We start from the raw sequence: 20,004 nt of genomic DNA on the forward strand, positions 1-20,004 counted from the left end.
CCTCACCCCGGGGCGCTTTTTCGGCATAGCCGGAAAGCCTCGAAGGGGCCCGCCAAGACTGCTGACCATCACGCCCTTGATCCGCCACCCCTAAACATGCAAAAGGGCACCATCCTTTTCAGGGAGCTCCCATGCCGCCACGCCCGCTCGACCATCTCGTCCTGCCTGTCACCGATATCCGCACCGCCCGGGCGCGCTTGACGCGCCTCGGATTTACCGTCGCGGCCGACGCCCGCCATCCGTTCGGCACCGAAAATGCCTGCGTCTTCTTCAAGGATAAGTCCTATCTGGAGCCGCTCGGCGTCGCCAGCGAAGAGGAGTGCGCTGTCGCGATCAAGGCCGGCAACCAGTTCGTCGCCCGCAGCGCGGCCTTCCGCTTCCGCAATGGTCCGGAAGGCCTGTCGGGGATCGTCATGGGATCCGATGATGGCGATGGCGACGATGCGGCCTTCCGCGCCGCCGGCATCTCGGCCGGTGAACAGTTGCAATTCTCGCGGCAGATGAAGTTTCCAGACGGCAATGAGATCACAGCGACTTTCAAGCTCTCCTTTGCCGCCGATCTCAGGGCGCCGGAATTCCATGCCTTCACCTGCCAGCGCATCAATGTGCCGCCGGCAGATCGCTCAGCGCTCGAAGCGCATGCCAATGGCGTGACTGGCATCAAGTCGGTGATCCTGACGGAACATGAGCCCGTCGAGTTCGCGCCGTTCCTCGAAGAGGTGATCGGCCAGCCGGCGATGGAGCGTAGCCGGGGCGGTATCGATATTGCTTCGCGCAATGTCGAAATCCAGGTGCTGGACAAGGATGGCGCACGCGACTATCTGCGCATCGACATGCCGGCGGAGCGCGGCCTTCGCGGCCGGGCGATCGTCTTCTCCGTCGAGAGCCTGGCACAGACGGAGGCGCTGCTGATTGCCAATGGTGTCACCACGATGAGACATAACGGCATGCTGCTCGTGCCCGCCGAACCGGGGCAGGGCATTCTGATGGGTTTCTGGGAGTAAGATGATGACAAATACCAATTCAACCGTCGTGGTCGGCGAAGGCCGGCACAAGGTGACCTTTACCAATACCGGTAGCCTGTCGCTGATTGCCGGCCCCTGCCAGATGGAAAGCCGCGAACACGCCTTCATGATCGCCGGCACGCTTTCCGAACTGTGCCAGAAACTCGGTATCGGCCTGGTCTACAAGTCCTCTTTCGACAAAGCCAATCGCACTTCGCTCTCCGGCAAGCGCGGCATCGGCCTCGAAAAATCGCTGGAAGTCTTCGCCGACCTGAAGAAGGAATTCGGCTTTCCGGTGCTGACCGACATTCATACCGAGGAGCAATGCGCCGAGGTGGCCCCGGTGATCGATATCCTGCAGATCCCCGCCTTCCTGTCACGCCAGACCGATCTCCTGATCGCCGCCGCCAAGACCGGCCGCGTCGTCAACGTCAAGAAGGGGCAGTTCCTCGCACCTTGGGACATGAAGAACGTGCTCGCCAAGCTCAACGAGAGCGGCAATCCGAATGTGCTGCTCTGCGAGCGTGGCGCGTCCTTCGGCTATAACACGCTTGTCTCCGACATGCGCTCGCTGCCGATCATGGCGGCCATGGGCGCGCCGGTGATTTTTGACGCCACGCATTCGGTGCAGCAGCCGGGCGGGCAGGGCGCGTCTACCGGCGGCGATCGGGCGATGGTGCCGGTGCTGGCGCGTGCGGCGGTGGCCGTGGGCGTCGCTGGCGTATTCATGGAAACGCACGAGGATCCGGACAACGCGCCATCGGATGGTCCCAACATGGTCTATCTCAAGGATATGCCGATGCTGCTCGAAAAGCTTATCTCTTTCGACCGCATCGCCAAGGCGGCCTGAGCAGAGATTATTTCGCCGGCGAAGAATTTTGCAAGGCCGCGGGACCGGGTCGCTGGTCACGCGGCCTTGTTCTGTCTCTGCCCGGTGATGTGATCGAGATGGAAACGGCCAACCACAGCCTCGAGCGCCTGCGTTTCACCGCCAAGCGCGCGGCAGGCGGTCGTCGTCTCGGCGGCCATGGCCGTATTCTGCTGCGTCGCCTGGTCGAGCGTATTGACCGATAGATTGATCTCGCCGATCGCGGAGGCCTGATCGCTGGATGCCGCGACGATCTCGCCGATCAGCCCCGTCACCTTGCCGACCTGTGCTTCGATGTCCGTGAGCGCGCTGCCGGTGCGGTTGACCAGCGACACGCCGTTGGCCACTTGCGCTGATGACGCCGAGATCAATGTCTTGATCTCCTTGGCAGCTTTGGCGGAGCGCGAGGCAAGTTCCCGGACTTCCTGCGCCACAACGGCAAAACCCTTGCCGGCTTCGCCGGCGCGCGCCGCCTCGACACCGGCGTTCAGCGCCAGGAGGTTGGTCTGGAAGGCGATCTCATCGATGACGTTGATGATCTGGCCGATCTCGCTCGACGAGCTTTCGATCATCTCCATGGCGGAGATCGCCTCGCGTACGACGATGGCCGAATGCTCGGCACCGGCGCGTGCCTCGGCCATCATATCATTGGCCCGCCGGGCGCGGTCGGATGCGTTCTTCGCCGTGGTGTTCATCTGGTCGAGGGCGGCGGCTGTCTCTTCGATCGTCGCCGCCTGCTGCTCGGTCCGGCGGGCGAGGTTTTCATTGGCTTCGGTAATGCTGGCCGAGGCCAGTCGTACGCGGCCACTTGTCGCGGCGATCTCATCCAGCGAGTGCGACAGCGCTTCGAGGCTGGCGTTGAATTCGGCCCTGAGGGTTTCGTAATTGGCTGCGAACGCCTGTTCGATGCGGTAGCCGAGATTGCCGCGCGACAATTGGTCAAGCCCGCCGCGCAAAGCGTGGATCACCGCCTCGCGCATGCGCTCTTCCGCAGCCTTCTCGGCCGTAGTGCGGCGCTCGCGTTCGCTCTCGGCATCCTTGGCCGCCTCGTCGCGGTGGCGCGCCTCCTGCCGTTCACGCGCGGTGTCGCGGAACACTGCGACCGCCTTGGAGATCGCGCCGATTTCGTCGGAACGGTCCGCGTAGGGAACCTCGGCGGTGAAATCACCGGCGGCCAGTTCGCCCATATAGGCCGTCATCGCTGCGACCGGCACGATCACGCGGCGGCGCAACAGGTAGAGTCCAGCAAGCAGCAGCGCGAACGAGCCCAAGCCTGCCGCGCCGGCATAGATCGTCCAGGTGACGATTTCGGAGCCCGCGTTTTTCTCCTCGCCTTCGAGGAAAGCGTTGGAATTCTCGACCAGCTTTTCGACCGCATCCTGATGCGTATGGAAGGCGACGCGCAATTGCTCTATCGCATCGTGCGCCTTGTCCTCATCCTTGGCTTTCAGTGCAGGGATGATCTTGCTGTCCATCACTTTCCAGAAGACATCGCCCTTGGCGACCACATCATGTTCGAGCTCGTCCTTCAGCGATTGTGGCAGCCGTGTGGTTTGCCAGTAGGCGCGGCGATCGTCATATTGGCTCTTCAGATTGGCAATCTTGGCAAGATTGGCTTCGGTGAGTTCCGGGAATTTCGCGGCCTCGAAGGACAGCATGTAGGATTCGACCACAAACAGCGGCGGCGGCAGTATATCGGCAATCAAGTCCTTGCCGTAAACTACCTGCTCATAGACCGGCCCATTGACCTTCAGCCGTTCCAGCGCACTCTGCTGCAAGCCGATAGACACGAAAAGTCCGGCTGAAACGGCAATGCCAAACACGACAAGACTACGGGCGATGGTGAATGCCATGCTGACCTCCTCAGGGCAAACAAATCGATCTGAACCCTGGCGAACGTGGCCAGACCAAAATCAATTAAGTAATTGTGTGATAATTCACCACGATATAGTTAATACTTGCTTGCACGGTCTGTTTTCTCGCGCACAGCGACACTCAAATCGTTTTAAGTCGCGGCTGAACTTTTGAATCCGCGAAATTCCGCCCCACCATTGAAATTTCGCACAGACGGGCTAATGAGTGCGGGAACCGCCAGAATCCGCCAACAGCAAGGGATAGGATCATGACCGCAATCGTTGATATTTTGGGCCGGGAAATTCTCGACAGCCGTGGCAACCCGACCGTCGAGGTCGATGTGCTGCTCGAAGACGGCAGCCTCGGCCGCGCCGCAGTCCCGTCGGGCGCCTCGACCGGCGCGCATGAGGCGGTCGAACTGCGCGACGGCGGCAAGCGCTATCTCGGCAAGGGTGTCGAAAAGGCGGTCGATGCCGTCAATGGCGAGCTCTTCGACGCTATTACCGGCATGGATGCCGAGGACCAGATCGATATCGACCGCGCCATGATCGAGCTCGACGGCACGCCCAACAAAAGCCGCCTCGGCGCCAATGCCATTCTCGGCATTTCGCTGGCTGTCGCCAAGGCCGCCGCGATCTCCTCCGGCCTGCCGCTTTATCGCTATGTCGGCGGCGCCAGCGCCCGCACGCTGCCGGTGCCGATGATGAACATCATCAATGGCGGCGCGCATGCCGACAATCCGATCGACTTCCAGGAATTCATGATCCTGCCGGTTGGCGCCGAGACGCTACGCGACGCCGTGCGCATGGGTTCGGAAGTCTTCCACACGCTGAAGAAGGAGCTGCATGCCGGCGGCCACAATACCAATGTCGGCGACGAAGGCGGTTTTGCTCCCAACCTCAATTCCCCGCCGGAAGCGCTGGACTTCATCATGAAGTCGATCGAGAAGGCCGGCTATCGTCCGGGCGAAGACATCTATCTCGGCCTCGACTGCGCCTCCACTGAATATTTCAAGGACGGCAAATACAATATGGAAGGCGAGGGCAAGGTGCGCGATTCCGCCGAGATGGCGCAGTATCTCGCTGACCTCGTCGGCCGCTACCCGATCATTTCTGTCGAAGACGGCATGGCCGAGGATGATTGGGAGGGCTGGAAGATGCTGACCGACCTCTGCGGCAAAAAGTGCCAGCTCGTCGGCGACGACCTGTTCGTCACCAATACCAAGCGCCTCAAGGACGGTATCAAGCAGGGTGTCGCCAATTCGATCCTCGTCAAGGTCAACCAGATCGGTTCGCTGACCGAGACGCTCGAAGCCGTCGAGATGGCACACAAGGCGGCCTATACCGCTGTCATGTCGCATCGTTCGGGCGAAACCGAGGACTCGACCATCGCCGACCTCGCCGTCGCCACCAACTGCGGCCAGATCAAGACCGGCTCGCTGTCGCGCTCCGACCGCACTGCCAAGTACAACCAGTTGATCCGAATCGAGCAGGAACTCGGCTCGGCCGCTTATTACGCCGGCCGTTCGATCATCAAGGGCTGATCATTTCGCATACGCGAAACGGCCTGCGGGTGGAACGCCACCCGCAGGCCGTTTGCTTGAGTCGGAGAAGGTCAACTCCCGTCGTCGGGGTATTTGCTGAGTCTCTGTAAAATATCGGATTCGCTGACGAATTTCGTGCCGATGCAAACAGAGTCAATGTTCGGTTAAACATTTCGATTCATATTGGTCATCAAGAACGTATTGCGTCTCTCCAAGGCCTGACATGTGGACCAAGCAACATAAAAAGCGTTATTTCGGCCGCCTTATCACCCCTCTTCTCGCCGTCTGCTTCTGCAGCTATTTCGGCTATCATTCCATTCATGGCGACCTCGGCCTGAACGCTACCAAGCAGTTCGAACAGCGCCGTATCGAGCGCGAAGCCGAGCTGACTGAGCTGGTCAAGACGCGCGAAGCGCTGGAACGCCAGGTCCATCTGATGAGCGACGGCTCGCTCGAAAAGGACATGCTGGACGAGAAGGCGCGCTATTACCTCAACGTTTCACGCAGCGACGAAATCGTCATTTTCAAATGAGGCGTGATCGGCGTTTTGCGTTGCAAAACGGTACATGTTGCGTCGCAAAATAGAATTAACCTGAATTTAGTTTATTACAGAATTATGTAGCGGAATCAATAGCATGGAATGAATAGTAGCTGTGCAATTATGGCATTGCTACCTCTCGCGGAATTGCCTATTCTCCCGTCAGATCGAGACCGCCGCTAGGGAGGATTTGAATGGCCACGCGCAAGACTGCGACGCTTCCTGCTCGTAAACCCGCCGTCAAGGCACAGAAGAGTGAGAGCAAGGCGCCCGCTATTGCCGAGTTCGACCGCGACGCCGAATTGAAGGCCTATCGCGAAATGCTGCTCATCCGCCGCTTCGAGGAAAAGGCCGGCCAGCTTTACGGCATGGGCTTTATCGGCGGCTTCTGTCACCTCTATATCGGTCAGGAGGCCGTGGTTGTCGGCATGCAGATGGCGCTCAAGGACGGCGACCAGATGATCACCGGCTATCGCGATCACGGCCACATGCTCTCCATGGGAATGAGCGCGCGCGGCGTCATGGCTGAGCTGACCGGACGCCGGGGCGGCCTGTCCAAGGGCAAGGGCGGCTCGATGCATATGTTCTCCAAGGAGAAGAATTTTTACGGCGGCCATGGCATCGTCGGCGCCCAGGTGTCGCTCGGCACCGGCATTGCCTTCGCCAACCGCTATCGCGACAATGGCAGTGTCTGCTGCGCCTTCTACGGCGACGGCGCCGCCAACCAGGGCCAGGTCTACGAGAGCTTCAACATGGCCGAGCTCTGGAAGCTGCCGGTCGTCTACGTGGTCGAGAACAATCGCTACGCCATGGGCACCGCGGTATCGCGCGCTTCGGCGCAGACCGATTTCTCCCAGCGTGGCGCCTCCTTCAACATCCCCGGTATCCAGGTGGATGGCATGGATGTCCGCGCCGTGCAGGCGGCGACCGCCGAGGCTGCGGATTATGCACGCTCCGGCAAGGGGCCGATGATCCTTGAAATGATGACCTACCGCTATCGCGGCCACTCCATGTCCGACCCGGCCAAGTACCGCTCGAAGGACGAAGTGCAGAAGATGCGCTCCGAGCACGACCCGATCGAGCAGGTGCGTGCACGCCTCCTGGAAAAGAAGTGGGCCTCCGAGGACGACCTGAAGGCGATCGACAAGGATGTGCGCGACGTGGTCGCCGATGCAGCCGATTTCGCCCAGGCCGACAAGGAGCCGGATGTCTCCGAACTCTGGACGGATATTCTGCTCGAGGCATGATGCATGACAGCCGCGGAGCCGGTGGGTTGGATCGTTTTTGCTGTCCTCCTGCTTGCGCTCTTCGGCTGGTTTTTCTGGCATACGGCAACATCGATGCTGCATTATGCCAGGAGGATAGTTGAGTATCTGGATACGCGTTCGGAGCGGCTGCGGCGTCAGCTGGAATTCGAAGCGATCCACGGAAGACCGCCATTCTGGTACCGCCTCGCACAGAGGCTAGTTATTCTGATGGTCATCGCAGGTGCTGCCGCGCTGATCTGGACCAAATTCAGGGGCTGACGCTCCGAAGACACGGGTGAGGAAAAATGCCGATCGATATTCTCATGCCAGCGCTGTCGCCCACCATGGAAGAAGGCACGCTTTCGAAATGGGTGAAGAAAGAGGGCGACACGGTGAAATCCGGCGATGTCATTGCCGAGATTGAAACCGACAAGGCGACCATGGAGGTCGAGGCGGTCGACGAAGGTACGATCGGCAAGCTCCTGGTTGCCGCCGGCACTGAGAACGTCAAAGTCAACACGCCGATCGCCGTGCTCCTGCAGGAAGGCGAGAGCGCTTCGGATGCCAAGGCGCCTGCTGCTCCGACAGCTGCTGTGGCCCCGAGGGTCGAGGAAGCCGAACAACCGACCAAAGCGGTTTCGGCCGCGGCTCCGGTTCCGGCCGCGCCGAAGGCTGAAGTCGCCGCCGATCCTGCGATCCCGGCCGGCACCGAAATGGTGCATATCACGGTCCGCGAAGCACTGCGCGACGCCATGGCCGAGGAGATGCGCCGTGACCCCAACGTCTTCGTCATGGGCGAGGAGGTCGCCGAATATCAGGGCGCCTATAAGATCACCCAGGGCCTGCTGCAGGAATTCGGCGCCAAGCGCGTCGTCGATACGCCGATCACCGAGCATGGCTTTGCCGGCATAGGCGTCGGTGCTGCCATGGCCGGGCTTCGCCCGATCGTCGAATTCATGACCTTCAACTTCGCCATGCAGGCGATCGACCAGATCATCAATTCTGCTGCCAAGACGCTTTACATGTCCGGCGGCCAGATGGGCGCGCCGATGGTGTTCCGCGGCCCCAATGGTGCCGCCGCCCGCGTTGCCGCCCAGCACAGCCAGGATTACGGCGCCTGGTATAGTCAGATCCCAGGCCTCAAGGTCATCCAGCCCTATACGGCGGCCGACGCCAAGGGCCTGCTCAAGGCCGCGATCCGCGATCCCAATCCGGTGATCTTCCTTGAAAACGAAATCCTCTACGGCCAGTCCTTCGACGTGCCGAAGCTCGATGATTTCGTCCTGCCGATCGGCAAGGCGCGCATCCATCGTTCCGGCAAGGACGTAACCATGGTTTCCTGGGGTATCGGCATGACCTATGCGGTCAAGGCGATCGCCGAACTCGAAAAGCTTGGCATCGATGTCGAACTCATCGACCTGCGCACCCTAAGGCCCATGGACCTGCCGGCGGTGATCGAAAGCGTCAAGAAGACCGGCCGCCTGGTGACGGTGGAAGAGGGTTACCCGCAGAGCTCGGTGGGCGACTTCATCGCCAACCGCGTCAGCCGCGAGGCTTTCGATTATCTCGATGCGCCGGTCATCACAATTGCCGGCAAGGACGTGCCGATGCCCTATGCATCCAATCTCGAAAAGCTGGCTCTGCCGAATGTCGGCGAAGTCATCGATGCCGTCAAAGCCGTCTGCTACAAGTGAGGACGACGGCCCATGGCCACAATGGATGAAGTCAGGCGGATAACCTGGTCGATCTATTGGAAGCTGATGCTGATTTCGCTGATCGGCGGTTTCGCTGCCGGTGCTGTTGTCGGATTCATCATCGGCTTCACAGCTGCCATCGTCAGTGGCTCGACTGCGCTAGCGACTGCTCCGTGGCCGACCATCATTCGGGTTTCCTCGGGTTTGGTTGGCCTCGGTGTCAGCTTTCTCGCGTTGAATTATCTAATCGCCAATTCCATCGGAAAACAGATTGGCAGCAAGAAGCTGGTGCTCGTCGACGCTTTTGCTGCGGGGGAGAAGTAAGATGCCCATCAACATTACCATGCCCGCCCTTTCGCCGACCATGGAAGAGGGCAATCTCTCCAAATGGCTGGTCAAGGAAGGCGATACGATCAAGTCCGGCGACGTGATCGCCGAGATCGAGACCGACAAGGCGACGATGGAAGTCGAAGCCGTCGATGAGGGCACGGTCGCCAAGATCGTCATTCCTGCCGGCACGGAAAACGTCAAGGTCAACAGCGTGATCGCCATCCTGGCGGCCGAAGGCGAGGATGCCAAGGCTGCCGCGAGTGCGGCACCCTCTGCTGCTCCAGCGCCGAAGGCCGAAGCCGCACCTGCTCCTGCGGCGGCGCCGGCCCCGGCTCCCGCCGCTTCGGCGCCCGCGCCGCAGCCGGCCGCAGCATCCCACGGCGACCGCGCCTTCTCTTCGCCACTCGCCCGTCGTCTCGCCAAAGAGGCCGGCCTCGATATCTCGCTGGTGTCCGGTTCCGGTCCGCATGGCCGCGTGGTGAAATCCGATATCGAAAAGGCCGTCGCCTCAGGCACCGGCAAGGCTGCACCGGCCGGTACAGCCGCTGCGGCCCCGGCGCCTGCCGCCGCAGCGCCGGTGGCAGCCAAGGGACCTTCGGAGGATGCCGTGCTCAAACTTTTCGAGCCGGGTTCCTACGAGCTTGTGCCGCATGACGGCATGYGCAAGACCATTGCCCGGCGGCTCACCGAGTCCAAGCAGACGATTCCACATTTCTATGTTTCGGTGGATTGCGAACTCGATGCGCTCTTGGCGCTCCGTGCTGAGCTGAACCACGCCGCGCCGAAGAAGGACGACAGGCCGGCCTACAAGCTCTCGGTCAACGACATGGTGATCAAGGCCATGGCGCTTGCCCTGCGTGATGTACCGGAAGCCAATGTCTCCTGGACCGACAGCAACATGGTCAAGCACAAGCATTCCGACGTCGGTGTTGCCGTCTCCATCCCAGGTGGCCTGATCACCCCGATCATCCGCCATGCCGAGCTCAAGAGCCTGTCAGCCATCTCCAACGAGATGAAGGACCTCGGCAAGCGTGCCAAGGGCCGCAAGCTGAAGCCCGAGGAGTATCAGGGTGGCACGACCTCGGTGTCGAATATGGGCATGATGGGCGTGTCGAACTTTGCCGCCGTCGTCAATCCGCCTCATGCGACCATTCTCGCGGTCGGTGCCGGCCAGGAGCGGGTGATCGTCAAGAACAAAGAGATGGTGATCGCCCAGGTAATGACCGTGACGCTCTCGACCGATCATCGCGCCGTCGATGGTGCGCTGGGGGCCGAATTGCTGCAGGCGTTCAAGCGCTACATCGAAAACCCGATGGGGATGCTGGTTTAAGTCTGGAGCCGCCCGCATGTCGGACTACTTCCAGTCCTATGTTTTCGGGGAGCTGGTTGCTGGACATAGTCACGGCGATTTCCAGCGCGTGCCGGCCTTTCTCCTCTCTGAGCAGATCATGGGAGAAAAGACAGCGAACAACACTCTGGAAGGTGATGGCCATGTTCCAGGATTGCGGGCGGCAACCATACTAACCGAAGACAATGGCTATTGGCGGCTCCTCGACGTCAAAGGCGTGCGGGTCGAACAAGGCAGAATCATCGAGTTCTCGTCAGAACTAGAACATGGCCGGTGCCCGCATTGCCATGTCGAGATCGAGGCAGGGACCGAAGCCTTCCAGCCGATCGACGATGCCCTGTCTGCATTTAACGACGGCCATGGCGACGATGTCGAATGCCCAAATTGCCGGGCACGTAGCAAGCTCTCGCAATGGGATTTCGGCAACGGTCTGGCTGTCGGATACGCGATGGTGAAGTTCTGGAATTGGCCAGACATCATTGAGGGCCTCAACGCCAGGTTTGAGGCATTGGCAGCGATGAAATGCAAGAAGATCTGGGGAAAGCTCTGATGAAAACCATTCTCTGTTACGGCGATAGCCTCACCTGGGGCGTGGATGCGGAAAATGAACAGCGCCATGCTTATGAGAACCGCTGGACCTCTACGCTGCAGAAAGGTCTCGGCCACGGCGTCCGCGTCATCCCCGAAGGCTTGAACGGTCGAACGACAGTCTATGACGACTACATGGCGGAATGCGATCGCAACGGCGCGCGTGTCCTGCCGACGCTCCTGCACACGCACGGTCCTCTCGATCTGATAATAATCCTGCTCGGCACCAACGATCTGAAACCTGTATATGCCAACAACGCCGTGATCGTCGGCGCCGGCATCAGGCGGCTGGTCGAGATCGTCCGCCATCACGCCTGGCCGATGGGATTGGAGACTGAGCCGGAAATCCTGCTCGTGTCGCCGCCGCCCTTCTGCGAAACCGATCACGCGCTGCTTGGCCCGATGTTTGCCAGTCGGATTGATGAGAGCCGCAATCTGGCGTCCGTCTATCGCGATGTCGCCGACGAACTGGGCTGTGGTTTCTTCGATGCTGGTTCGGTGGCGAGGACCACACCGATCGACGGCATTCATCTCGATGCCGAGAATACCGCGGCGATCGGGCGCGGCCTCGAGCCGATCGTCCGCATGATGCTGGGAATGTAAGGCCTTTCGGCCGGTCGGCGCTCGTCGCCGATAGATTAGTCTAAGGAGTGGAAGCGCCCCATGTCTGATACGAAAGCTGCGAATGCATATGACGTCATCATCATCGGTTCGGGTCCGGGCGGCTATGTGGCCGCAATCCGCGCCGCTCAACTCGGCCTCAAGACGGCTGTGGTCGAGCGCGAGCACCTCGCCGGCATCTGCTCCAACTGGGGCTGCATCCCGACCAAGGCGCTGCTTCGCACGGCCGAAATCTATCACTATGCCGAACATCCCGGCGACTATGGCATCAAGATCGAAGGCAAGGTCACGCCTGACATCAAGGCGATCGTCGCCCGCTCGCGCGGCATTGCCCAGCGGATGAATTCCGGCGTCGGCTTCCTGATGAAGAAGAACAAGATCGACGTCATCTGGGGTGAAGCCAAGCTCACCAAGGCTTCGACAGGGGCTCAGCCCGGCGAGATCGTCGTCTCCAAGACCGCCAAGAAGCCGGTCGAGCCGATGGGGCCGATCCCGAAGAACACGCTGCCCGAAGGCACCTATACCGCCAAGCACATCATCGTTGCCACCGGTGCCCGGCCGCGCGCTCTGCCAGGCATCGAGCCGGACGGCAAGCTGATCTGGACCTATTTCGAGGCAATGAAGCCCGACGAGATCCCGAAGTCGCTGCTGGTCATGGGTTCGGGCGCCATCGGCATCGAGTTCGCCTCCTTCTATCGCACGCTCGGCGTCGACGTCACGGTCGTCGAGATCATGAGCCAGGTCATGCCGGTCGAAGATGCGGAAATCTCGGGCCTGGCGAAGAAGCAGTTCGACAAGCAGGGCATGAAGATCCTGCTCGAAGCCAAGGTCGCCAAGGTCGAGAAGGGGGCCAATTCGGTCACTGCCACGGTCGAGACGAAGGACGGCAAGACCCAGACCATCACCGCGGACCGGATGATCTCCGCCGTCGGCGTCCAGGCCAATGTCGAAAATATCGGCCTTGAAGCGCTGGGCGTGAAGACCGACCGCGGCTTCATCGCCATTGACGGCTACGGCAAGACCAATGTGCCGGGCATCTATGCCATTGGTGACGTCGCCGGCCCGCCGCTGCTCGCCCACAAGGCCGAGCACGAGGCGGTGATCTGCGTCGAAAAGATCGCCGGCCTGCCGAACGTGCATCCGATGGACCGCAACAAGATCCCGGGCTGCACCTATTGCCAGCCGCAGGTCGCCTCGGTCGGCCTCACTGAAGCCAGGGCCAAGGCCGAAGGCCGCGACATCCGCGTCGGCCGCTTCCCCTTCGTCGGCAACGGCAAGGCAATCGCGCTCGGCGAGGATCAGGGCCTGGTCAAGACCATCTTCGACAAGAAGACCGGCGAACTGATCGGCGCGCATCTGGTCGGTGCGGAAGTCACCGAACTGATCCAGGGTTTTGTCGTGGCGATGAACCTCGAAACCACCGAGGAAGAATTGATGCACACGATCTTCCCGCATCCGACGATTTCGGAGACGCTGAAGGAAAGCGTGCTCGATGCCTATGGCCGGGCGCTCAATATCTGAGTACCCGGAATACAGAAATTTCATGAGCGCCGCTGCTCCCTTTCATGCTATGGAAAAGCGGCGTCTGTCAGTGGAGGACTATGCGATGCATCCAAATGGAGTGGGCTTTATTGCGGCAATCATCATCGGCGGTTTTGCCGGCTGGTTCGCCGAAATGTTCATGAAGTCGAATACCGGCATCATCATGAACATCATTCTCGGCATCGTCGGTGCTGCGCTCCTGAACTTCGTTCTCGCGAACCTCTTCCACATCGGCTACACCGGCTGGCTCGCCTATCTGGTCATCGGTTTCATTGGCGCCTGCATCCTGATCGTGCTCGGGCGAATGATCCGGCGCTGACTCACCTTCAGCAGAGTCTTGACGGTACATATGGCCGTGTTGCGCGGCAGTGCGTAGTCGTGACTTTGCTGGAAAGCTTCATCGCGAATAATTAGATAAGTAGCCTTGCAGGGTCTGCAAGGCAGCGGTGAGGCTTAGTCGAGGCTTCGGGCTTTGAACGCCCAAACTTCTGATTTATAAGCAGGTACATCTGCACACGGGCACGGTTTCGATGGTCACTATTCTCGATACGGTCAATTCCGAAAAGCGCCTCCGGCATCCGGAAAAAGCGCATCGGCCGGACACGGAAGTGCTGCGCAAGCCGGACTGGATCCGCGTCAAGGCGCCGGTGTCGAAGGGTTACCAGGAAACCCGCGCGCTCGTCCGCGACCACAATCTCGTCACCGTCTGCGAAGAGGCCGGCTGCCCCAATATCGGCGAGTGCTGGGACAAGAAGCACGCCACTTTCATGATCATGGGCGAGATCTGCACCCGCGCCTGTGCCTTCTGCAATGTCGCCACCGGCCGGCCGGTAGCGCTCGATCAGGAAGAGCCTTCCAACGTCGGCAAAGCGGTGAAGAAGATGGGGCTCAGCCACGTCGTCATCACCTCCGTCGACCGCGACGATCTCGAGGACGGCGGCGCCGAGCATTTCGAAAAGGTGATCTTCGCCATCCGCGAAACTTCACCTGAAACGACGATCGAGATTCTGACGCCGGATTTCCTGCGCAAGCCCGGTGCGCTCGAACGTGTTGTCGCCGCCAAGCCTGATGTCTTCAACCACAATCTCGAAACCGTGCCGTCCAACTATCTGACGGTGCGCCCAGGCGCCCGCTATTTCCACTCGATCCGCCTGTTGCAGCGGGTCAAGGAACTCGATCCCTCAATGTTCACCAAGTCCGGCATTATGGTTGGCCTGGGCGAGGAGCGCAACGAGGTGTTGCAATTGATGGACGACCTGCGCGTCGCCGATGTCGATTTCCTCACCATCGGCCAATACTTGCAGCCGACCCGCAAGCACCACCAGGTGATGAGCTTCGTCACCCCGGACGAGTTCAAGTCCTACGAGACGGTCGCCTATACCAAGGGTTTCCTGATGGTGTCGTCGAGCCCACTCACCCGCTCCTCGCATCATGCCGGCGACGATTTCGCCCGGCTGAGGGCGGCGCGGGAGAAGGTGCTTGCTGGCCGCCACGGGGTCTGATCCGGCTTTTCCGGAATCGGGTTGCCTTTTTCCCGTTTTCCTCGAAACTGCGTGCCAGGGATAGGGGGAGGTTGGGATGGATGTCCGGTCATTGTTCCTGAAGGCTGCGGAGCAGGCGGCGGCTTTCCGGGAGCGCGCTTCTACTGACAGACGGCATGGCCCGTCGCAGACATATTCCGAAGCGCTGGCAAGCTTTTCCGAACTATTGCCGCAAGGATCGACCGACGCGGATTCGGTGATTGACGATCTTGTTGTCCGGGCTGATCCCGGCCTTCATCTGATGGCTGGGCCAAGGTTCCTCGGTTGGGTCATCGGCGGATCGCATCCTGTCGGCGTTGCAGCCGACATGCTCGTCTCCGCCTGGGGACAGAATGCCGGCAACCATGTTGCCACGCCCGCTGCTGCTGCGGCGGAAACCGCGGCGTCCGCATGGCTGCTTGAACTGCTCGCATTGCCACGGCAAAGTTCTGTCGGTTTTGTCACCGGCGCCACGCTTGCCAACTTCAGCTGCTTGGCGGCCGCGCGCAGCGCGGTGCTGCGCGCGGTCGGTTGGGACCCGGATGTACAGGGCCTGTTCGGTGCGCCGCCGATTTCAGTTCTGATTGGCGACGATGCGCATACGACTGTGTTCTCCGGACTGCAATTTCTCGGGCTGGGCCACGATCGTGTTGTCAGGATTGCGACGGACGAGCAGGGACGGATGATCAATAGCGCCTTCGAAGAGGCGATAGCGCGGGTCGACGGTCCGGTGATCGTGATTCTCCAAGCAGGGCAAATAAATACCGGTGCGTTCGACGACTTCGCGACGGTTATTCCGGCCGCCAGGGCCAAGGGCGCCTGGGTGCATGTCGATGGTGCCTTCGGACTTTGGGCTCAGGTGTCGCCAGTGCTGCGTCACTTGACCGATGGAGTCGAGAACGCCGACAGTTGGGCGACGGATGGTCACAAATGGCTGCAGACGCCTTATGACTGCGGCTATGCGATCGTTCGCGATGAGCTATCGCATCGCCGCGCCATGACGATCGCGGCGAGCTATTTGCCGAGCGCCGTCGACGGGGAGCGAGATCCATCCCACTATGTCCCGGAGCTCTCGCGTCGTGCACGCGGATTTGCGACCTGGGCCGTTATCAAACATCTTGGTCGACAGGGCATCGTCGATATCATCGAACGCGACTGCAATTCGGCAGCGTTGATCGCAGAGGCGCTGGCCCACGAATCTGGCGTCACCATCCTCAACAAAGTTGTGCTCAATCAGGTGATCGCCCGCTTCGGCGCCCATCTTCCTGCGGAGGAAGCGGACTTACTGACCGCGCGCGTCATCGCCGGCATCCAGGAAGACGGTGAGATCTTCGTCGGAGGTGCGAAATGGCGCGGTCAGCAGGTCATGCGCATATCGGTGACCAACTATCAGACCGATGAAGACCAAGCCCGCAGGGTGGTCTCAGCCATCCTGCGTGCCTATCACCAGGCCCGCGGCGACAACCTGGGAGAGGAGCGCTGAAATAATGCCCGGTCACGTCGGATGCGGGGGCTTGTATCAACGCGGTGAGTTCAATATTTCAACGCCATGCCACAGTTCGAAACCACCCGCATCGCCCGCCATTCCGCAGATCAGATGTTTGCGCTTGTCGCCGACGTCGAAAAATATCCGCAATTCCTGCCGCTCTGCGAGGCTCTTAATGTGCAAAGCCGCAAAGAGCGAGAGGGCAAGACGCTGCTGATCGCTGACATGAGCATCGGCTACAAGGCGATCAAGGAGACCTTCACCACCCAGGTTCTGCTCAAACCGGATGAGAAGGTCATCGAGGTCAAATATATCGACGGGCCGTTCAAATTTCTCAACAATACCTGGCGTTTCGTCGACCACGGCGATGGCCGTGCGGAAGTCCATTTCTTTATCGAGTATGAATTCAAGAGCCGTATTCTCGGTGCGATGATGGGCGCGATGTTCGACCGCGCCTTCCGCATGTTCACCGATGCCTTCGAGAAACGCGCCGATCAGATATACGGCCCGAACGCTGCACCGGTCGCGCCGTAGATCACTCCGAACGTCGGCGGGGCATGGGATAAACGTTTCCATGTCCAGCGCTGGCCGGCTCGTCGAAGCGGAGCGACATCACGTCGACCGCTTCGCCCACGCCCTTCAGGCTGAATCGCCCGAGACTCTCGACCTCGTTCGCGCAGTCGGCCTTCTCGACAAACGCCTTTGACAGCAGCACTGGACGATTGACATCCTTGGTCAGGCTCTCGAGCCTGGACGCAATATTGACGGCCGGGCCGATGACGGTGAAATCGAGCCGTGCCTTGGAGCCGATATTGCCGTACATCACATCGCCGAAATGCACGCCGACACCGTAGCCGAGCTGCGGACGGCCTTCCCCGGCACTTTTTTCATTCAGCGCCGCCATCGCCGCCCGGCCTTCGCGGATGGCGGCGAGCAAATCGCTGAAAGCGCTCGGCTTGGAAAGCGGGAAGATGGCCAAAAGGCCGTCGCCCATGAATTTCAGGATTTCGCCGCCATGTTCCTCGATCGGTCCTGAAAGGGCATCGAAATAAGCGTTCAGGAGATCGATGACGAAGTCACGCGGCCAGAGCGAGGAAAGCGTCGTGAAGTCGCGAAGATCACAGATCATGATCGCTGCACTGATCGTGGCGCCGCTGCCGCGGGTCGTGGCGCCGGCGAGGATCTCTTCGCTGGCATGCGGCCCGACATAAGTCCGGAGCAATGTCCGGGCCATGATGTTCTTGACGCGGATCTCGGTGACCAGCGCGATCACTGGAAGAAGGTCTTTCAGAAAGGTAACATGCTCATCCGAGAATCCGCCCGGGCGCGCCGTCGAAAAGGTGACAACATGGCGCTTGCCGAGCGTGTGCTCGAGGGGCAGAGCCATGTATTCGGTCAGTCCATCCTGCCTTAGGTCGGCATAGAGCGTCGGCTCGGATGAGGGATCGGCCGGCACTTGCGTCAGGTCGGTGCGCAGTTCCGGCGCGCCTTCAAAAATCACTTTGATCGGGCTTTTCTGGAAAAGCTGCGAAACCTCGACCTCATAGCCGTAGAATTCGAATTCGGCCTCGGTCAGACCGGTGCGCCAGAGCAGGCGCGCGCCACGCCATTGGGGATGGTTGGTCTGGAAATGAAACGAGACGCGTACAACGGGTACGCCGGCTGCCACCAGCCGCTCGCTCATTTCGACCAGGATGTTGTCGACGAACCGCTGATTGCGCGTCTCGTTGACCAGCCAGTCGAGGATTTTCCGTCGCCGCGCCGGCCAGACGCCGTCTTCGATATCGCGTTCGGTTTCGGAAGCGTGTGCCGTCATCGCCATAAACTACCCCTCAATCAGTCCGATGAGTCACCGACTGGTGATCATGCCATGGGCCGATCAACTTTCCACATGGACAACACATAGGATTTCAATTGCCGGTGAGACAGGTGCGCCCGCAAAAAATAAAACCCTGAAGCCCACGCGCGGTGATCGCCGGCCAACCTTGCAGATGTCCGTCAGCCTTCCCTGGCGAGCTCGATGATCATTTCAAGCGCGATCTCCACCGAAGCCATCCGCACCTCGTGGCGGCCGATATCGCCGAAATTCATCTCGCGATGGATCATCTTGCCCTTATAGTGGCGCCCGCCGAAATGCACGAGGCCGACCGGCTTGCCGGTCGTGCCGCCCAACGGACCGGCTATGCCGGTCGTCGAGACAGAAATGCCGGCTTCCGAGCGGGCGAGCGCGCCATGCGCCATCTCAAGCGATACATCCTTCGAGACGGCGCCATATTGCCTGAGCGTGATCGGCATCACGCCGAGCATTTCGATCTTTGCCTGGTCGGAATAGGTGACGAAGCCGCGCTCCAGCACCTGCGAGGCGCCGGATATCGCCGTGATCGCGCCGGCCACCAGTCCGCCGGTGCAGGATTCCGCCGTCGCGACCATGACATTCTTGTCCGTGCACATCGTCACGACCTGCTGGGCGAGTTCAAGGATGATCTTGTCATTCATGGCTTTCTCCCGAATACCACTGTGGCGGTCGCAATGGCCGCGATACCTTCACCGCGACCGACGAAGCCGATCTTCTCATTCGTCGTCGCTTTGACGGAGCAGCGATCCAGATCGATTCCGAGGATGTCGGCGAGGGCTTGTCGCATGGCTTGCCTGTGCGGGCCTATCCTCGGGGCCTCGGCGATGATGGAAATATCCGCATTCATGATGACACCGCCATGGTCGCGGACGATCGCTGCCGCATGTTCGAGGAAAATGCGCGACGGAGCGCCCTTCCATTGCGGATCGGACGGCGGAAAATGGTCGCCGATATCGCCGGCGCCGCACGTGGCCAGCAATGCGTCGGTCAGGGCATGCAACGCGCAATCGGCGTCCGAATGGCCCCTGAGCCTTTGGTTGTGATCGATGAACACGCCGCTCAACGTGACGCCATCGCCCGGTTCGAGTTGATGGACATCATAGCCGTTGCCGGTCCGCACGTCGGGAAGGTTCGTTTGCATCAGTCTCTGGTCCGCCAGTTCGATATCGCTGGCAAGTGTCAGCTTGACATTTTCACGGTCGCCCTCGGCGAGTCTTACCGCAAGCCCCGCCCATTCGGCGATAGCCGCGTCGTCGGTGAAATCGCTTATCCCCGACCGGGCGGCTGCGCGATGTGCTTCGAGAATCGGCTCGAACAGGAAACTCTGCGGCGTCTGYGCCGCATAGAGCCCAGCCCGCGAGACGGTTTCCGCGACGTGACCGTCCGGCGAGCCACGCTTCAATGTATCGGCAACGGCCGTGGCGGGCAGCACCGCGCGTTCGCCGGCATCGAGCGCGGCAGCGATGCGATCGAGCAGGTCGGAGCCGACGAATGGGCGTACAGCATCCTGGATCATGACGTGCGAAACAGACAGCTCGGCCATCGCTTCGAGGCCCGCCAGCACGGAACCTTGTCGTGTCGGGGCGCCATGGACCGTGCGGATCGTGTGAGAGACGTCAAGCATCGCGATCGCCTTGGCGAACAAGGCCTCGTCATCTGGATGGATTACCACGACGATCGCCCCGGAGCGCGGCCATGCGAGGAAACGCTCCAGCGTATGGGCGATCACCGGCTTGCCGCCGATCGAACGATATTGCTTGGGTCCTTCCGCGCTCGCGCCGGCGCGCTCGCCGCGGCCTGCGGCGACGATGAGAATGCCTATCTTATATGTATTGTCTTGGTTCATGCTGTCCGAAATTTGCCTGCTGGAATTTGCCGCAATCGGTTTATAGAGAGCGCTTCGACTTTGCCAGTCTGCTCATTTGTCAAGACAGCTAGTTTTTTAGGCTTGCACGCGAATCCGCTT

20 protein-coding genes are annotated in these 20,004 nt (G+C 60.5%); 16 read left to right on the top strand and 4 right to left on the bottom strand.

Annotated elements, in window-relative coordinates; translation table 11 throughout:
- The first annotated feature begins 131 nt into the window (after positions 1-131).
- Both AC1DYF_RS22495 and kdsA read left to right on the top strand, forming a co-directional pair.
- Entirely contained in the window at positions 132-1,004 is an 873-nt protein-coding gene (locus AC1DYF_RS22495; RefSeq protein ID WP_477878998.1) for a VOC family protein, read from the top strand.
- A gap of 1 nt (position 1,005) precedes the next feature.
- On the top strand, positions 1,006-1,854 hold the full coding sequence (gene kdsA / locus AC1DYF_RS22500) for a 3-deoxy-8-phosphooctulonate synthase (RefSeq protein WP_477878999.1): 849 nt from the start codon (positions 1,006-1,008) through the stop codon (positions 1,852-1,854).
- A 56-nt stretch (positions 1,855-1,910) separates the two neighbouring features.
- Here the strand turns inward: kdsA and AC1DYF_RS22505 are convergent, their stop codons facing one another.
- Complete coding sequence (locus AC1DYF_RS22505; RefSeq protein WP_477879000.1) at positions 1,911-3,725, bottom strand: methyl-accepting chemotaxis protein; 1,815 nt, start codon at positions 3,723-3,725, stop codon at positions 1,911-1,913.
- A gap of 269 nt (positions 3,726-3,994) precedes the next feature.
- Between AC1DYF_RS22505 and eno the strand changes: the two genes are divergently transcribed.
- From eno to AC1DYF_RS22575, 14 genes are all read left to right on the top strand, one after another.
- Positions 3,995-5,269, top strand: coding sequence for a phosphopyruvate hydratase (eno, locus tag AC1DYF_RS22510; RefSeq protein WP_477879001.1), 1,275 nt, complete (start codon positions 3,995-3,997; stop codon positions 5,267-5,269).
- Between the two features lie 223 nt (positions 5,270-5,492).
- Positions 5,493-5,801: an FtsB family cell division protein gene (locus tag AC1DYF_RS22515; protein ID WP_477879002.1), complete on the top strand. Its 309-nt coding sequence runs from the start codon at positions 5,493-5,495 to the stop codon at positions 5,799-5,801.
- A 200-nt stretch (positions 5,802-6,001) separates the two neighbouring features.
- Positions 6,002-7,054: a pyruvate dehydrogenase (acetyl-transferring) E1 component subunit alpha gene (gene pdhA / locus AC1DYF_RS22520; protein ID WP_477879003.1), complete on the top strand. Its 1,053-nt coding sequence runs from the start codon at positions 6,002-6,004 to the stop codon at positions 7,052-7,054.
- Positions 7,055-7,057: 3 nt separating this feature from the next.
- Positions 7,058-7,333 (top strand): hypothetical protein, encoded by a 276-nt coding sequence (locus tag AC1DYF_RS22525; RefSeq protein ID WP_477879004.1) that lies wholly within the window; start codon positions 7,058-7,060, stop codon positions 7,331-7,333.
- Positions 7,334-7,359: 26 nt separating this feature from the next.
- Complete coding sequence (locus AC1DYF_RS22530) at positions 7,360-8,748, top strand: pyruvate dehydrogenase complex E1 component subunit beta (RefSeq protein ID WP_477879005.1); 1,389 nt, start codon at positions 7,360-7,362, stop codon at positions 8,746-8,748.
- 12 nt (positions 8,749-8,760) lie between these two features.
- On the top strand, positions 8,761-9,072 hold the full coding sequence (locus tag AC1DYF_RS22535; protein ID WP_477879006.1) for a hypothetical protein: 312 nt from the start codon (positions 8,761-8,763) through the stop codon (positions 9,070-9,072).
- 1 nt (position 9,073) lies between these two features.
- Positions 9,074-10,408, top strand: coding sequence for a pyruvate dehydrogenase complex dihydrolipoamide acetyltransferase (locus tag AC1DYF_RS22540; protein WP_477879007.1), 1,335 nt, complete (start codon positions 9,074-9,076; stop codon positions 10,406-10,408).
- Positions 10,409-10,424: 16 nt separating this feature from the next.
- Positions 10,425-10,976, top strand: coding sequence for a hypothetical protein (locus AC1DYF_RS22545; protein WP_477879008.1), 552 nt, complete (start codon positions 10,425-10,427; stop codon positions 10,974-10,976).
- Positions 10,976-11,617, top strand: coding sequence for an SGNH/GDSL hydrolase family protein (locus tag AC1DYF_RS22550; RefSeq protein WP_477879009.1), 642 nt, complete (start codon positions 10,976-10,978; stop codon positions 11,615-11,617). The genes AC1DYF_RS22545 and AC1DYF_RS22550 overlap by 1 nt, the downstream gene beginning before the upstream one ends.
- A gap of 60 nt (positions 11,618-11,677) precedes the next feature.
- Positions 11,678-13,156 carry a dihydrolipoyl dehydrogenase gene (gene lpdA / locus AC1DYF_RS22555; protein WP_477879010.1) on the top strand — a complete coding sequence of 493 codons (1,479 nt, stop codon included), beginning with the start codon at positions 11,678-11,680 and terminating at the stop codon, positions 13,154-13,156.
- An 85-nt stretch (positions 13,157-13,241) separates the two neighbouring features.
- A complete protein-coding gene (locus AC1DYF_RS22560) occupies positions 13,242-13,496 on the top strand; it encodes a GlsB/YeaQ/YmgE family stress response membrane protein (protein WP_477879058.1) in 255 nt (84 codons plus the stop codon).
- Between the two features lie 211 nt (positions 13,497-13,707).
- Positions 13,708-14,679, top strand: coding sequence for a lipoyl synthase (gene lipA / locus AC1DYF_RS22565; RefSeq protein ID WP_477879011.1), 972 nt, complete (start codon positions 13,708-13,710; stop codon positions 14,677-14,679).
- Positions 14,680-14,755: 76 nt separating this feature from the next.
- Complete coding sequence (locus AC1DYF_RS22570; RefSeq protein WP_477879012.1) at positions 14,756-16,180, top strand: pyridoxal phosphate-dependent decarboxylase family protein; 1,425 nt, start codon at positions 14,756-14,758, stop codon at positions 16,178-16,180.
- Positions 16,181-16,246: 66 nt separating this feature from the next.
- The gene (locus tag AC1DYF_RS22575; protein WP_477879013.1) at positions 16,247-16,717 is read left to right on the top strand and encodes a type II toxin-antitoxin system RatA family toxin; all 471 of its coding nucleotides are present in this window, start codon (positions 16,247-16,249) and stop codon (positions 16,715-16,717) included.
- Position 16,718: 1 nt separating this feature from the next.
- Here AC1DYF_RS22575 and AC1DYF_RS22580 read toward each other — a convergent pair whose 3' ends face one another.
- The 3 genes from AC1DYF_RS22580 to AC1DYF_RS22590 all read right to left on the bottom strand — a co-directional run bounded on the left by AC1DYF_RS22580 (position 16,719) and on the right by AC1DYF_RS22590 (position 19,884).
- On the bottom strand, positions 16,719-18,005 hold the full coding sequence (locus tag AC1DYF_RS22580) for an adenylate/guanylate cyclase domain-containing protein (protein ID WP_477879014.1): 1,287 nt from the start codon (positions 18,003-18,005) through the stop codon (positions 16,719-16,721).
- A 176-nt stretch (positions 18,006-18,181) separates the two neighbouring features.
- Positions 18,182-18,679, bottom strand: a complete 498-nt coding sequence (locus AC1DYF_RS22585; protein WP_477879015.1) for a CinA family protein — start codon at positions 18,677-18,679, stop codon at positions 18,182-18,184.
- Positions 18,676-19,884, bottom strand: coding sequence for a bifunctional 2-C-methyl-D-erythritol 4-phosphate cytidylyltransferase/2-C-methyl-D-erythritol 2,4-cyclodiphosphate synthase (locus AC1DYF_RS22590; protein ID WP_477879016.1), 1,209 nt, complete (start codon positions 19,882-19,884; stop codon positions 18,676-18,678). The genes AC1DYF_RS22585 and AC1DYF_RS22590 overlap by 4 nt, the downstream gene beginning before the upstream one ends.
- Between the last annotated feature and the right edge of the window lie 120 nt (positions 19,885-20,004).

The organism is Rhizobium sp. P2_G9 (assembly GCF_056403475.1).